We start from the raw sequence: 17,062 nt of genomic DNA on the forward strand, positions 1-17,062 counted from the left end.
CGACTCCGCGAACACCGGAGCCGACAACAACAACTCCTCCGCCATCCCCACCCACTGCGAACCCTGCCCCGGGAACACGAACACAGCCTTACCCGACTGCGCCGTACCCTCGATCAGCAGGCTCCACGGCTCTCCGGCGGCGAGCGCGTCCAGCGCGGCGCGCGGGTCACCGACGATGGCCGCCCGGTGCCCGAACAGCGGCCGCGCGGCCAGCGTGGCGGCGGCACCCGGGAGATCCACAAAGGACCGAAGCTGCGCGGCCCTGGCACGCAAGGCCTCCGGCGTCCGCGCCGACAACAGCCACGGCGTCGCACCGGTCACCACCGGCCGCCGAGGCTCGACCTCGGCGGCCGGGGCCGCTTCGAGGACGACGTGCGCGTTGGTACCGCTGATACCGAACGACGACACCGCGGCCCGGCGAGGACGGTCAAGCTCCGGCCACGGCCGCGCCTCGGCCAGCAACGAGACCGCGCCCGCGCTCCAGTCCACATGCGACGACGGGGTCTCCGCGTGCAGGCTCCGGGGCAGGATCCCGCTTCGCAGTGCCTGCACCATCTTGATGATCCCGGCGACCCCGGCGGCGGCCTGTGTGTGCCCGAGGTTCGACTTGATCGACCCGAGCCACAGCGGCCGATCGGCCGGCCTGCCCTTGCCGTAGGTCGCGAGCAATGCCTGCGCCTCGATCGGGTCGCCCAGGGTGGTGCCGGTTCCGTGCGCCTCGACGACGTCGACGTCCGCCGTCGTCAGCCGGGCGTCGGCGAGCGCCTCGCGGATCACCCGCTGCTGGGACGGGCCGTTCGGGGCGGTCAGGCCGTTCGACGCGCCGTCCTGGTTCACCGCCGACCCGCGCAGGACCGCCAGAACCGGATGGCCGTTGCGCCGCGCGTCGGAAAGCCGTTCCACCAGCAGCATCCCGACACCCTCGGACCAGCCGGTGCCGTCCGCCTCCTCGGCGAACGGTTTGCAGCGGCCGTCCGGCGCCATCCCGCGCTGACGGCTGAACTCCACGAACGTCCCGGGGGTGAACATCACCGTCACCCCGCCGGACAGCGCGAGGTCGCATTCGCCCCGCCGCAGCGCCTGTGCGGCGAGGTGCAGGGTCACCAGCGACGACGAGCACGCGGTGTCCACGGTGAGTGCCGGGCCTTCGAACCCGAAGGTGTACGACACCCGGCCGGAGGCGATGCTGCCGGAGTTGCCGGTGCCGAGGTAGCCGCCGACCTCGTCGGGGATCTCGGTCAGCCCGGAGACGTAGTCGTGGTACATCAGCCCGGCGAAAACCCCGGTCCGGCTGCCCTTGAGCGAGCCCGGATCGATACCCGCCCGCTCGATGGCCTCCCACGACGTCTCCAGCAGGAGCCGCTGCTGCGGATCCATCGCCAGCGCCTCGCGCGGCGAGATGCCGAAGAACGCCGGGTCGAACTCGGCGACGTCGTGGAGGAAGCCACCCTGCGAAACGTAGCTCGTGCCCTGCTTGTCCGGGTCCGGGTCGTACAGCGCTTCGAGGTCCCAGCCGCGGTCGACCGGGAATCCGCTGATCCCGTCGCCGCCGGTTTCGACCATCCGCCACAGATCGTCGGGCGAGGTGACGCCGCCGGGATAGCGGCAGGCCATCCCGACGATGGCGATCGGTTCACTGCCCGCGGCTTCGGTCTCCTTCAGGCGTTTCCGGGTTTCGTGAAGATCCGCGGTGACCTGCTTGAGGAAGTACCGGAGTTTGTCCTCGGTGTCTTTCATTTCCGCCCCCAAGTCAGGAGATCCCGAGTTCCTTGCCGATGAATTCGAACATTTCGTCGTCCGAGGCGTCTTCGAGCCGATCCGCCACGGATTCGGTGCCCTCGCCCGGATCGCACGCCGCGAGCAGGGCACGCAGCCGGTCCTTGACCTTGCCGCGGATCGCGTCGTCCGGGCTTCCCCCGGCGAACGCGGCCTCCAGCCGGTCGAGTTCCGCCAGCACCCCCAGCGGCGGTGGCGCGTCCTCCACGACGATCTCCGCGCCGACCAGTTCCGCCACCGCGGCGGTGGTCGGATGATCGAAGACCAGCGTGGCGGGCAGCCGGAGACCGGTGGCCTCGTTGACGCGGTTGCGCAGTTCGACCGCGGCGAGCGAGTCGAACCCGAGTTCCGTGAACGCCTTGTCCGGATCGACCTGCTCGGGGCCGGCGTGCCCGAGGACACCGGCTACGTGCGTGGCGACGAGGTTCAGCAGTGCCGCGGCGCGTTCCTCCCCGGTCATCCCGGCCAGCTCCGCCTTGAGCGCGTCCCCGGTCGGCGAACCGGCGGTCTCGGCGCGTTTGCCGGTACCGCGGATCAGGCCGCGCAGCAGGGGCGGGACGTCGGTGCCGAGGCCCGCCCGCACGGTGGCGAGGTCCAGCCGCATCGGCAACAGCACCGGTTCGGCCGCCGTCACCGCGAGGTCGAACAGCGCCAGTCCCTCCTCTGTGGACAGTGCGCCCGCGCCGGAGGCGGTCATCCGGTCCAGATCGCGTCCGGACATACCGCCCGCCATCCCGTCACCGGCCCAGAGGCCCCAGGCGAGTGAGGTCGCGGGCAGTCCGTGTGCGTGACGATGCCGGGCGAGGGCGTCGAGGAAAGCGTTGGCCGCCGCGTAGTTCGCCTGCCCCGGATTGCCGAAGGTGCCCGCCGCGGAGGAGAACAGCACGAACTCGTCGACGTCTCCCGCCAGTTCGTGCAGGTTCACCGCGGCGTCGACCTTCGGCCGCAGGACGGCGTCGAGCCGATCCGGGGTGAGGCCGTCGAGGACGACGTCGTCGAGGACACCGGCGGCGTGAACGACCCCGGTCACCGGATGCTCGGCCAGAAGGCGTCGCAGCGCTTCACGATCGGCCGCGTCGCAAGCGACCACCGCGACCTCGGCGCCCAGATCGCGCAGTTCACCGGCCAGCTCGCCCGCGCCCGGCGCGTCCGGGCCACGGCGGCCGGCGAGTACCAGCCGGGTCTTCCCGTGCGCGATGACCAGATGCCGGGCCAGTGCCGCGCCGAGCGCGCCGGTGCCGCCGGTGATCAGGACGGCCCCGTCGGTCCGCGCCTCGCTTTCGACTGCCGTCACGGCCGGTTTGACCAGCCGCGGCGCCTTCACCGTTCCCTCGCGCAACTCCAGCTGCGGTTCGCCGGAGGCGAGGGCGGGCAGCAACACGCGGTACGACGCGTCCTGTTCGTCGAGGTCGACCAGCACGAACCGGCCGGGATGCTCGGACTGCGCCGAGCGGACCAGGCCCCAGATCACCGCCTGCGCCGGTTCGTCGACGGCGCCACCGGTGACCAGCACCAGCCGGGAACCGGCGAACCGGTCCTCGGCCAGCCACGCACGGACCAGCTCCAGTGCGCGGTGCGCGGCGGTGTGCGCAGCCGCGGCCAGGCCTTGGCTGTGGTCCGGCGCGCAGGACACGAAGACCAGCTCGGGCACCCGATCGGTCACGTCGGCCAGCGCGGCGAGATCGGCGTGCACCTGCCCGCGATAGCCGGCGGCGGTGAGCGCGGCGTCGAGTTTGTAGTCGTCGACACCGACGACGGCCCAGCTCGCGGCCACCGGAGCGGTGGGATCGAGCGGGACCGGCGCCCAGGCCAGGCCGAACAGCGACTCGTGGCTGCCCTGCCGCGCGCCGAGCTGCTCGAGCAACACCGGGCGCAGCGTCAGAGCGTCCACTGTGGCCACCAGCCTGCCGGTTTCGTCCGCGGCGACCAGGGAAACGGCGTTCTCCCCCGCCGGGGACAACCGGACCCGCAGGGCACGCGCACCGGAGGCGTGGAGCCGGACGCCGGACCAGGCGAACGGCAGGCGAACGCGGCCAGCGGCGACATCGGCCTCTTGCTCGCCTCTTTCGGCGAAGCCCAGGGCGTGCAAGGCGGCGTCGAGCAACGCCGGATGCAGACCGAAGCCTTCGGTCGTGGTGTCCTCGGGGAGGTCGACCTCGGCCCAGATGTCGTCCCCTCGCCGCTGGGCGGAGCGGAGTCCTTGGAAGACCGGGCCGTACTCGAGCCCGGCGGCGGCCAAGCCGTCGTAGAGGCCGTCGGTTTCGACGGTCTCGGCATCGGCAGCCGCCCAGGCCGACAGATCGAACGGCGCGCTCGCCGCCAGGGGTGACACGGTGCCGGTGGCGTGGCGGATCCAGTCACCTTCGTCGGGGCGGGAGTAGACGTCCAGCGCGCGCCTGCCGGTGTCGTCCGGCGCGGCGGCGACGATCCGCAGCGCCGTGCCACCGTGGTCCGGCAGCACCAGCGGCGCTTCCAGGGTGAGTTCGTCGACGGCCGCGCAGCCGGTCAGCTCCCCGGCCCGCAACGCGAGCTCGACGAACGCCGTACCCGGGAGGAGTGTCGTCCCGGCGACGACGTGGTCGGCCAGCCACGGCTGCTCCTGCACCGACAGCCTGCCGGTGAACAGCACCGCGCCGCTGTCCGGCGCCTCGACCGCCGCGCCGAGCAGCGGATGCCCGGCGGGCGACTGCCCCAGCCCGGTGACGTCGCCGACCGCGGGAGCGGCGGGCCGCAGCCAGAACCGCTCGTGCTGGAAGGCGTAGGTGGGCAGATCGATCTTCCGGCCGGGGAGCGCCTTCGCCCAGTCGACCCGGACGCCGTCGACGTGCAAGCGCGCGAGCGCGGTGACGAACGACTCGACGTCGGACCGGTCTGCCCGCAGCGACGGCACGAACAACGGAGCGTCCACTGTGGACCCGTTCGTGACGCAGTGCTCGCCGAGAGCGGTCAGCGGCGCGTCCGGGCCGAGCTCCAGGTAACGCCGGACACCCTGCGCCTCCAGCGTCCGGACCGCGTCGCGGAACCGGACCGCGTCCCGCACGTGCCGGACCCAGTACTCGCTCGATCGCGCCTGGTCACCGGTCAGCGGCTCACCGGTCAGCGTGGACACCAGCGGGATCCGCGGTTCGGCGGCGGAGATCCCGTCGAGCACGGCACGGAATTCGCCGAGCATCCCGTCCATGAGCGGCGAGTGGAACGCGTGGCTGACGGTGAGCCGCTTGGTCTTGCGGCCGCGTTCGGCGAACCCGGCGGCCAGCGCGGTCACGGCGGCCTCTTCACCGGAGACGACGACCGACACCGGGCCGTTGATCGCGGCGATCGACACGGTCTCGTCGTCGATCAGCGGCCGGATCTCCTCCTCGGTGGCCTGGATGGCGATCATCGCGCCGCCCGGCGGCAGCGCCTGCATGAGCCTGCCGCGCGCGGCGACCACGGTGCAGGCGTCCTCCAGCGACCAGACCCCGGCGACGTGGGCAGCCGCCAGTTCCCCGATCGAATGCCCGGCCAGGCAGTCCGGCCGCAGTCCCCAGCTCTCCACGAGCCGGAACAACGCGACCTCGACGGCGAACATCGCGCACTGGGTGTACTCGGTGCGGTCGACCAGGTCACCGGCGAGCGCCTCGCGCAGCGGGCGGTCCAGCAGAGTGTCGAAACGCGCGCAGATCTCGTCGAAGGTTCGAGCGAACACCGGGAAGGCGGCGGAGAGCTCGTCGGCCATCCCGGCGCGCTGGCTGCCCTGACCGGTGAAGAGGAACGCGAGTTTCCCGCCCGGTTTCGCGACACCGGAGACGAAGTCGCCCGGTTCTCCCCCGGCCAGCGCGGCCAGCGCGTCGAGCAGTCCGTCGCGGTCGCCGGCGGTGACCACCGCGCGATGCTCGAAAAGTCCCCGTGTGGCGAGTGTGTGTGCGACGTCGGCCAGTATCGCTTGTCCGGTCAGCAACCGGGCACGCAACCTGGCGGCCTGCTCGCGCAGAGCGTCCGGCGTCTTGGCGGACAACGGGAACGCGAGCACGTCCGGCTGCTCGACCGGCGCCATGTCCCCCGCGCTGTCCGATTCCAGGACGACATGCGCGTTGGTCCCGCTGATGCCGAACGACGACACCCCGGCGCGGCGTGGGCGGCCGGTGTCCGGCCAGTCCCGCGTTTCGGTGAGCAGCGAGACGGCGCCTTCCGTCCAGTCCACATGGGACGACGGTTCCTCGACGTGCAGCGTCCTGGGCAGGACGCCGTGACGCATCGCCTCGACCATCTTGATCACGCTCGCCACCCCGGCGGCGGCCTGCGTGTGGCCGAGGTTCGACTTCACCGAACCGAGCCACAACGGCTCTTCGCGATCCTGCCCATAGGTGGCCAACAGAGCCTGCGCCTCGATCGGATCGCCGAGCGTGGTCCCCGTTCCGTGCGCCTCGACGGCGTCCACATCGGACGGTCGCAAGCCGGCCTGCGCCAAAGCCTGCCGGATCACCCGCTGCTGTGACGGCCCGTTCGGCGCGGTGAGCCCGTTCGACGCGCCGTCCTGGTTCACCGCTGTGCCGCGCAGGACGGCCAGCACCCGGTGTCCGTTGCGGCGGGCGTCCGAAAGCCGTTCCAGCAGCAGCATGCCGACGCCCTCGCCCCAGGCCGTGCCGTCCGCGGTTTCGGAGAAGGCCTTGATCCGGCCGTCCGGCGCCATCCCGCGCTGGCGGCTGAACTCGATGAAGGTGTCCGGAGTGGACATCACCGCGACGCCGCCGGCCAGAGCCAGACCGCATTCGCCCTGCCGCAGGGCCTGCGCCGCGAGATGCATCGCGACCAGCGAAGACGAGCACGCCGTGTCGATGCTGACCGCCGGGCCTTCCAGTCCGAAGGCGTAGGCGAGGCGTCCCGAGATGACGCTGCCCGAGTTCCCCGTGCCGAGGTAGCCCTCCAGATCCGCCGGGATCTCGGTGAGCCGCGAAACGTAGTCGTGGTACATCGCCCCGGCGAAGACGCCGGTCGCGGAGCCACGCAGGGTGGCCGGGTCGATCCCGGCACGTTCGAACGCTTCCCACGACGTCTCCAGCAGCAACCGCTGCTGCGGGTCCATCGCCAGCGCCTCACGCGGCGAGATCCCGAAGAACCCGGGGTCGAAGTCCCCGGCGTCGTGCAGGAATCCGCCGTAGCGGGTGCAGGAGGTGCCGGGCCGGGAGACCTCGGGGTCGTACAGGCCTTCGACGTCCCAGCCCCGGTCCGCCGGGAACGGGGTGATGCCGTCGCGGCCTTCGCTGACCAGCCGCCAGAGGTCTTCCGGCGAACGGACGCCGCCGGGGAACCGGCAGGCCATGCCGACGATGGCGATCGGTTCGTCGACCGGCGTCGTGGTGACGGCGGCGGCCGCCGTACTGCCGGACAGTTCCTCCCGCAGGCGCGCGACCACCGCGTCGGAGTTCGGGTGGTCGAACACGAGGGTGGCGGGCAGGCGCAGGCCGGTCGCGGAGTTCAGCCGGTTCCGCAGGTCCACCGACGTGAGCGAATCGAAGCCGAGTTCGGTGAACGCCCGGTCCGACGGCACGTCCTCCGGGCCGGAGTAGCCCAGCACTGCGGCGACCTGTGTCCGCACGAGTTCGAGCAGACGCGCGTCACGGTCCTCTTCGGACAGTCCCGCGAGCTGCCGCTTCCACGCCGACGCTCCCGCGGAGCGCCGCGCGGGAGCCTTGATCAGACCGCGCAGCAGGAACGGCACGTCGGAGCCGAGTTCGGCGCGGAGCGCGGTGAGGTCGAGCTTCATCGGCAGGACGACGCCGTCACCAGCGGTGTCGAACAGGCGCAGCCCTTCTTCGGTGGTGAGCCCGGAACCGGTGAGCCTGGCGACGGCGGCGGAAGCGTCCATCCCGTCGTCGGTGTCCCACAGACCCCAGGCCAGGGACCGGGCCGGAAGGCCGTTGGCCAGGCGGTGCTGTGCCAACGCGTCCAGGAAGGCGTTCGCCGCGGCGTAGTTCGCCTGTCCGGCGTTGCCGAACGTGCCCGCCGCCGAGGAGAACAGGACGAACTCGTCGACGTCGCCCGCCAGCTCGTGCAGGTTCAGCGCCGCGTCGGCCTTGGGCCGCAGGACGGCGTCGAGCCGTTCGGGGGTCAGGCTGTCGATCAGGCCGTCGTCGAGGACGCCGGCCGCGTGCACCACCGCGGTGAGCGGATGCTCGGGGTCGATCCCGGCCAGCAGCTCTGCGAGGGCTTCCCGGTCGGCGACGTCGCAGGACTCCAGGACCGCGGAGGCACCGAGCCCGGTCAGTTCCGCCAGCAGGCCCTTGGCACCGGGGGCGGTGGCACCGCTGCGGCTGACCAGCAGCAGGTGCCGCACCCCGTGTCCGGTGACCAGGTGACGGGCCAGCGATCGGCCCAGCGCACCGGTCGCCCCGGTGAGCAGGACGGTTCCTTCCGGGTCGAAACGTGGTGTGGCGCTGGAGGGCACGCTCTTCACCAGACGCGGCGCCCAAAGCTTCCCGTCGCGGATGGCGAGCTGCGCCTCGCCGGTGGCGACGGCTCCGGCCAGGTCCGCTGTTTCGGTGTCGGTGTCGATGAGCACGAACCGGCCCGGGTGCTCGGACTGCGCCGACCGCACCAGGCCCCAGACGGCGGCGCGGGCGAGATCACGCGTGTCCTCCCCCGCCACCGACACCGCGCCGCTGGTCAGCACGACCAGTGGCGTGTCGGCGTTGCTTTCGTCCGCGAGCCAGGATTGGAGCGCCGCAAGCGTTTGCGCGGTCGCTTCGCGCACGTCCACCACACTGTCCACTTCGGACCGGACGGCGGGCGCGGTGTCGGAGGCACGGGCGCGGACCGGGACCCACTCCACCCGGAACAGCGAGTCGCCACCACCGAACGCGGCGGGGTCGACCTGGCGGACGGTCAGCCCGGCGACGGTCGCCACCGGTGCGCCCGTCCCGTCGGCGATCGCCAAGGAGAGCGTGTCGCCGGTCCCGGTGAGCCGGACACGCAGGCTCGTGGCGCCGAGGCCGGTGAGCGAGACGCCCGACCACAGGAAGGGCAGCCGTGCCCCGCCTTCGGTGCTCAGCGCGCCGAGCCCGGCGGTGTGCAGGGCCGCGTCCAGCAGCGCCGGGTGCAGGCCGAACCTGGCGGCGTCGCCGTGATGGCGTTCGTCGAGGTCGATCTCGGCGTACACGGTGGTGCCGTCGAGCCAGGCGGCGCGGACGCCCTGGAAGACCGGGCCGTAGTTCAGGCCCGCGTCGGCGAGCGCGTCGTACAGCCCGTCGACGTCGGTCTCCTCGGCGGCGGGCGGCCACGCCGTGAGATCGGCGGGCGTGGCGCCGGTGTCCTCGGTCAGCGTTCCGACCGCGTGCCGGATCCAGGGCTCGTCGTCATCGGCGCGGGAGTGCACGCTGACCGCGCACGCGCCCGTGTCGTCCGGTTCGCGGACCCATACGCGCAGATCGACACCGCCGTGCTCCGGCAGGATCAGCGGGCTCTCCAGGGTGAGTTCGTCGAGGACGACGGGGCCGTGCCGTCGTCCGGCGGCGAGCGCCAGATCGACGAACGCGGTACCGGGCAGGAGCACGGTCTCCCCGACGGCGTGGTCGGCGAGCCAGGGCTGGGCCGCAAGCGACAGCCTGCCGGTGAACACGGTCCCGCCGGAGTCCGGCAGAGTCACCGCGCCACCGAGCAGCGGGTGCCCTCCATCGGCCAGCCCCGCGGCGGTCAGATCGCCGGCCGCGGCGCCCGCGTCGAGCCAGAACTCCGTGCGCTGGAAGGCATACGTGGGCAGATCCACCCGGCGAGCCCCGGCGGACAGCGGGCTCCAGTCGACGCCGGCGCCGTGGACGTACAGTCCGGCGACCGCCGTCAGCAGGGTCGTGACCTCGGGCTTGTCGCGCCGCAGGGCGGGGACGACGACCGCGTCCTCCAGGCTGTCCTGTGCCATCGCGGTCAGGACACCGTCCGGCCCGATCTCCAGGAACCGCGTGACGCCCTCGGCTTCCAGGAACTTCACCGAATCATGGAACCGCACCGCGTCGCGCACATGACGGACCCAATAGTCCGAAGTGGACACCTCCGCGAGACCACCCGACACGATCGGGATCCGCGGGGGCGTGAAAGTCAGGCCCTGCACCACGGTGCGGAACTCGTCCAGCATCGGCTCCATCAGCGGCGAGTGGAACGCGTGACTCACGGTAAGTCGCTTGTGCTTGCGGCCCTCGACCACAGCGGCGACGGCGTCTTCGTCACCCGAGACGACCACCGACTCCGGGCCGTTGAGCGCGGCGATCGACACCCGCTCCGTCAGCAGCGGGGTCACCTCCGCTTCGGTCGCCCGCAGCGCCACCATCGCGCCGCCCGTGGGCAGCGCCTGCATCAACCGGCCGCGCGCCGACACCAGGGTCACCGCGTCTTCCAGCGACAGCACCCCCGCAACGTGGGCGGCCGCGATCTCGCCGACCGAGTGACCGGCCAGGAAGTCCGGCCGAACACCCCAGCTCTCCACGAGCCGGAACAACGCCACCTCAAGCGCGAACAACGCGCACTGGGTATTGGCGGTCTGGTTCAGCTCCTCGGCCGACAAGTCCCTGAGCGGCTGCTCGAACCGGGAGCAAACGTCGTCGTAGACCTCGGCGAACACCGGGAAACGCTCGGCCAGCTCAAGGCCCATCCCGAGCCGCTGACTGCCCTGACCGGTGAACAGGAACGCCGTCCGGCCGGTGTGCCGCGCCGTTCCCCGGACGATCCCCTCGGTGGTCTCGCCGTGCGCGAGCGCGTCGAGGGTGACGAGGAGACCGTCACGGTCACCGGCCACGAGCACGGCACGATGCTCCAGGTCCGCCCGCGCCGTGAGGGAGAGCGCGACGTCCGCCGCGGTCACCTCGGGGGTGGCCAGCAGGTGGTCGTGGAGGCGGGCCGCCTGCGCGCGCAACGCTTCCTCGGTCTTGCCGGACAGCGGCCACGGCGGGACGTCCGGGTTTCCGGACGGCTCGGTGGCTTCCGGCTCGACGGCCTCGATGATGGTGTGCGCGTTGGTCCCGCTGATCCCGAACGACGACACCCCGGCGCGGCGCGGGCGGCCGGTGTCCGGCCACTCCCGTGTCTCCGTGACCAGGGACACCGCACCCTCGGCCCAGTCCACATGGGACGAAGGCTCATCGACGTGCAGCGTCCGAGGCAGCACGCCGTGACGCATCGCCTCGACCATCTTGATCACGCCCGCGACACCGGCGGCGGCCTGGGTGTGCCCGAGGTTCGACTTCACCGACCCCAGCCACAACGGCTCCTCACGATCCTGGCCATAGGTGGCGAGCAAGGCTTGTGCCTCGATCGGGTCACCGAGAGTCGTTCCCGTGCCGTGCGCCTCGACGGCGTCCACATCGGACGGACGCAACCCCGCCTGCGCCAATGCCTGCCGGATCACCCGCTGCTGCGACGGCCCGTTCGGCGCCGTCAGCCCGTTCGACGCGCCGTCCTGGTTCACCGCCGAGCCGCGGACCACAGCCAGCACCCGGTGCCCGTTGCGGCGGGCGTCCGAAAGGCGCTCCAGCAGGAGCATGCCGACGCCCTCGCCCCAGCCGGTGCCGTCCGCGGCCTCGGCGAAGGATTTGCACCGGCCGTCCGTGGCCATCCCACGCTGGCGGCTGAACTCGACGAAGGTGTTCGGCGTCGCCATCACGGTCACACCGCCCGCGAGCGCGAGCGAACATTCGCCCTGCCGCAGCGCCTGGCCGGCGAGGTGCATCGCGACCAGTGACGACGAGCAGGCGGTGTCGATGCTGACCGCGGGGCCTTCCAACCCGAACGTGTAAGCCAGCCGCCCCGAGATCACGCTGCCCGAGTTCCCCGTGCCGAGGTAGCCTTCGACGTCCTCCGGCACGGAGTTCAGCCGCGCCGCGTAGTCGTGGTACATCACCCCGGCGAAGACGCCGGTCTTGCTGCCCCGCACCGCGTGCGGATCGATCCCGGCGCGTTCGAAGACCTCCCACGACGTCTCCAGCAGCAACCGCTGCTGCGGATCCATCGCCAGCGCCTCACGCGGCGAGATCCCGAAGAACGCCGCGTCGAATTCACCCGCGTCGTGCAGGAACCCACCCTCGCGGGCGTAGCTCTTGCCCACCTTGCCGGGGTCGGCGTCGTAGACGTCTTCCCAGCCCCGGTTGACCGGGAACTCCGAAACCCCGTCCCGGCCGGCGGCGACCAGGTCCCACAGCTCTTCCGGAGAAGTGACACCGCCCGGGTAGCGGCAAGCCATTCCGATGATCGCGATCGGTTCGTCGACCGGACCGGTGCGCACCGGCGCGTCCGGTGTCTCGGCGAGTCCGCCCCCGGCGAGCCCTTCCAGCAGGTGTTCGGCGAGCACGAGCGGGGTCGGGTAGTCGAAGACGAGGGTCGCGGCCAGCCGCAGGCCGGTGACCTCGGTCAGCCGGTTGCGCAGTTCGACCGCCGCCAGCGAGTCGAAGCCGAGCTCCTGGAACGGTTTCCCGGCGTCGATCGCCTCCGAACCGAGGTGCCCCAGCACGATGGCGACGTGCGTCCGCACGATCTCCAGGAGTTCCCGGCTCCGTTCGGCCGGGGCGAGCGCGGCCAGCCGGTCGGCGAGCGCGCCGGCAGAACCGGTGACGGCGGCACGGCGGGTGGGCCGGATCAGGCCGCGCAGCAACGGCGGCACGTCACCACCGAGCCGCGCACGCAACGCGGGGAGATCGAGCCGGATCGGGACGAGCGCGGCGTCGTCGAGCGCCGCCGCGGCGTCGAAGAGCGCCATACCGTCCTCTGTGGACAGTGCGGGGAATCCGGGGCGAGCGGTGAGCGCGTCACCCATGCCGGAGGCCCACATCCCCCAAGCCAACGCCGTGCCGGGCAGACCGTTCGCGCGCCGATGCCGGGCGAGAGCGTCGAGGAAGGCGTTCGCGGCGGCGTAGTTCGCCTGCCCTTCGTTGCCGAACACCCCGGCGGCGGAGGAGAACAGGACGAGTTCGGTGTCGCCGAGCAGCTCGTGCAGATGCACGGCGGCGTCCACCTTGGACTTCAGCACGGCGGTGAGGCGTTCCGCGGACAGGTCACCGAGGAGGCCGTCGTCCAGGACACCCGCCGCGTGCACGGCGAGCGTGATCGGCTGATCGGCCAGCAGCGCGGCGAGAGCGTCGCGGTCGGCGGCGTCGCAGGCTTCGATCCGGACGTCGGCGCCGAGCGCGGTCAGCTCACGGGTGAGGATGTCCGCGCCGGGGGCCGCCGCACCGCGACGGCTGGTGAGCAGCAGCCGCCGGACGCCGCGCGACCGGACGAGGTGCCGCGCGAGATCCGCGCCGAGCGCGCCGGTGCCGCCGGTGACGAGCACCGTCCCGTCGATGTCGCCGGGCTCGGCGGAGGCACGCGGGGCGCGGACGAGCCGGGCGCCGGACAGGACACCTTCGCGGAGCATGAGTTCGGGTTCGCCGGTGGCGACGGCGGCCGCGACGAGTTCGGGCGTGGGCTCGGTGTCGGCGTCGAGGAGGACGAATCGGTCCGGGAACTCCTCCTGTGCGGTGCGGACGAGGCCCCAGACGGTGGCCTGCGCCGGATGCGGCACGGCGTCCCCGACTGCGCCGCTGGTCAGGAAGACGAGTTTCGGGCCGCCGCTGTCGGCACGCACCAGTTCGAGTGCGCGGACCGCGGCCGCGTGGGCGTCGCCGAGCAGGTCGCCGGTGTACCCGGTGAACGAGGCGACGACGTACTCCGCGGCGGTTTCGGCGGTGATGGTGAGCGGCTGCCAGTCCACCCGGAACAACGCGTCGCGCACCGGGTTCCGGGAGGTGAGGGCGCCGGACGGGACCGCGCGGACGAGGAGGCCGTCGGCGGTGAACACCGGCCGTCCCTCCGGATCCGCGACGGCCAGCGCGATCGTGTCGGGCCCCGCCGGGGTCAGCCGCACGCGGATCGTCGTCGCTCCGAACGCCCTCAGGCTCACGCCGGACCACGAGAACGGGAGGCGCGCCTCAGTGGCGTCCAGGGCGCCGAGACCGGCGGCGTGCAGGGCCGAGTCGAGCAGGGCCGGATGGATCCCGAACCGGGCCGCGTCGGCCTTCTCGGCGTCGGCAAGCTCGACTTCGGCGTAGACGGCCGATTCGTGGGTCCAGGCGGCGCGCACGCACTGGAAGGCGGGCCCGTAGTCGAGACCGACCTCGGCAAGCGCGCCGTAGAGGCCGTCGATCGCGACCGGCTCGGCGCCTTCGGGAGGCCACGCGGCGAGGCTGAAGTCGGTGTCGGGGAAGCCGGGAGCGAGGACGCCGGTCGCGTGGCACGACCATTCGGCGCCGGCGGCCTCGGGACGGGAATGGACGCCGACCGTACGCCTGCCGGTCTCGTCCGGTGCGCCGACGACGAGTTGCAGGCTGAGCGCGTCGTGTTCGGGCAGGACGAGGGGTTCCCGCAGAGTCAGTTCTTCCACGATCCCGCAGTCGACCTTGTCCCCGGCGTGCAGCACGAGATCGACGAAGGCGGTGCCCGGCAGCAGGACATGCCCCGCGACCACGTGCCCGGCCAGCCACGGCTGCGCCGCGAGGGAAAGCCGCCCGGTGAGCAGGACGCCGTGCGCGTCGGCCATCGTGACGACGGCGCCGAGCAGCGGGTGATCGGTGGCGCCGAGCCCCAGGCTCGCCGCGTCGCCCTCGGCGTTCAGCGGGCCGTCCAGCCAGAAACGACGGTGCTGGAAGGCGTACGTGGGCAGGTCGACGCGGCGGACGCCGGCGAGCAGCGGCGTCCAGTCGACGGACGCCCCGTGGACGTGCAGCGTGGAGACCGCGGCGAGCAGGGTGCCGTCCTCCGCGCGGTTGCGGCGCGTGGCCGCGACGACGACCGCGTCCTCGGTGCTCTCCTGGGCCATCGCGGTGAGGACGGCGTCCGGCCCGATCTCCAGGAACCGCGTGACACCCTCGGCTTCCAGGTACTTGACCGAATCGTGGAACCGCACCGTGTCACGGACATGCCGGACCCAATAGTCCGAAGTGGACACCTCGACCTGGCCACCGGACACGATCGGGATCCGTGGCTCCGCATACGAGAGACTGTCCGCGACCGCGCGGAAGTCGTCGAGCATCGGCTCCATCAGCGGCGAGTGGAACGCGTGACTCACGGCGAGCCGTTTGTGCTTGCGGCCCTCGAAGCGGGACACCACAGCGGTGACGGCGTCTTCATCGCCGGAGAGGACCACCGACTCCGGGCCGTTGATCGCGGCCAGCGACACGCGGTCCGTCAACAGCGGGACGACCTCGGTCTCGGTCGCCTGCAAGGCCACCATGGCCCCACTGGTGGGCAACGCCTGCATCAGCCGGCCTCGCGCCGAGACCAGCTTCACGGCGTCATCGAGATCGAACACGCCCGCGACATGAGCGGCCGCGATCTCGCCGATCGAGTGGCCCGCCAGGAAATCAGGCCGCACGCCCCAGCTTTCGACCAGCCGGAACAGCGCCACCTCGAAGGCGAAGAGTGCGCACTGCGTGTTCGCCGTCTGGTTCAGCTCCTCAGTGGACAGTTCCCTGATCGGCCGTTCGAACCGGGCACAGACGTCGTCGAAGGCCTCGGCGAACACTGGGAACCGCTCGGCCAGCTCCCGGCCCATCCCGCGGCGCTGGCTGCCCTGGCCGGTGAACAGGAACGCCGTCCGGCCGTCGGTGGCGACGCCGTGGGCGACCCCGGAGGTGGTGGCGCCGGCGGCGAGGATGTCCAGTCCGGCGAGCAGCTGATCCCGGTCGGCCGCGACGATCGCGCCCCGGTGCTCGTGCAGGACGCGGGTGGTGGCGAGCGAAGCGGCGACGTCGGCGAGGCTCAGTTCCGGCCGGGCGAGGATGTGCGAGCGCAGCCGCACGACCTGATCGCGCAGCGCGTCGGCGGTCTTGGCGGACAGCACCGCGGGCACGGCGCCGGTGGGCGGCACACCCGGGGCTTCTTCGCTTTCGGGGGCCTGCTCGATGATGGTGTGAGCGTTGGTGCCGCTGACGCCGAACGAGGACACACCCGCGCGGCGCGGCTGCCCGGTCTCCGGCCACTCGCGTGCTTCGGTGAGCAGTTCGACGGCACCGGCCGACCAGTCCACTTTGGACGAGGGGACCTCCGCGTGCAGGGTGCGCGGCAGGATCCCGTGCCGGATCGCCTGCACCATCTTGATCACGCCGCCGACCCCGGCGGCGGACTGGGAGTGCCCGATGTTCGACTTCAGCGAGCCCAGCCACAACGGCCGGTCCACGGATTTCTCCCGGCCGTAGGTGGCCAGCAGCGCCTGCGCCTCGATCGGGTCGCCCAGGGTGGTCCCGGTGCCGTGGCCCTCCACGACGTCGATCTGCCCGGCCGAGAGCCGCGCGTTCTCCAGGGCCTGCCGGATGACCCGCTGCTGCGACGGGCCGTTCGGCACGCTGAGCCCGCTGCTCGCCCCGTCCTGGTTGACCGCGCTGCCGCTGACGACCGCGAGCACCTCGTGGCCGAGCCGCTGCGCGTCGGAGAGCTTCTCCACCAGGAGCATCCCGACGCCCTCGGCCCACGACGTGCCGTCCGCTCCGTCCGAATAGGACTTGCAGCGGCCGTCCGCGGCGAGCCCGCGCTGACGGCTGAAGTCGACGAACGTGTCCGGTGTGGACATCACCGCGACACCGCCGGCGAGCGCCATCGAGCATTCGCCCTGCCGCAGCGCCTGCGCGGCGAGATGCAGCGCGACGAGGGAGGACGAGCAAGCGGTGTCGATCGTCACCGCCGGGCCTTCCAGCCCGAAGGTGTAGGCGACCCGCCCGGAAACGACGCTGCCCGAGTTCCCGGTGCCGAGGTAGCCCTCGAGTTCCTCCGGGATGGCGGCGAGCCGGGAGACGTAGTCGTGGTACATCACCCCGGCGAACACCCCGGTCCGGCTGCCCCGCAGGGAGCCGGGGTCGATGCCCGCGCGTTCGAAGGTCTCCCAGGAGATCTCCAGCAGCAACCGCTGCTGAGGGTCCATGGCGAGCGCTTCCCTCGGCGAGATCCCGAAGAAGGCCGGGTCGAATTCGCCCGCGCCGTCGAGGAAACCACCCTCGCGGCAGTACGAGGTGCCGGGCTTCTCCCCCGTCGGGTCGTACAGCGCGGACAGGTCCCAGCCGCGGTCGGCCGGGAACCCGGAGATCCCGTCGCGGCCCTCGGCGACCAGCTGCCACAGATCCTCCGGCGACCGCACGCCACCGGGGAACCGGCAGGCCATCCCGATGATGGCGATCGGCTCGTGGCCGCGATCCTCGGCCTCCTTCAGCCGTCGCCGGGTCTCCCGCAGGTCGGCGGTCGCGCGCTTGAGGTAGTCGAGGTACTTGTCTTCGTTCGCCACGGAAGGGTCTCCCAGTAT

2 protein-coding genes are annotated in these 17,062 nt (G+C 72.1%); both read right to left on the bottom strand.

What is annotated here, in order from left to right:
- The coding region (locus tag AVR91_RS42135; protein WP_211282841.1) for a type I polyketide synthase at positions 1-1,737 on the bottom strand (1,737 nt) is incomplete at its 3' end.
- A gap of 13 nt (positions 1,738-1,750) precedes the next feature.
- Positions 1,751-17,044, bottom strand: a complete 15,294-nt coding sequence (locus AVR91_RS42140) for a type I polyketide synthase (RefSeq protein WP_063273082.1) — start codon at positions 17,042-17,044, stop codon at positions 1,751-1,753.
- Positions 17,045-17,062: the final 18 nt, after the last annotated feature.

Origin of the sequence: Amycolatopsis keratiniphila subsp. keratiniphila, from assembly GCF_001620365.2 — a bacterium.
GTDB classification, from domain to species: Bacteria; Actinomycetota; Actinomycetes; order Mycobacteriales; family Pseudonocardiaceae; genus Amycolatopsis; species Amycolatopsis keratiniphila.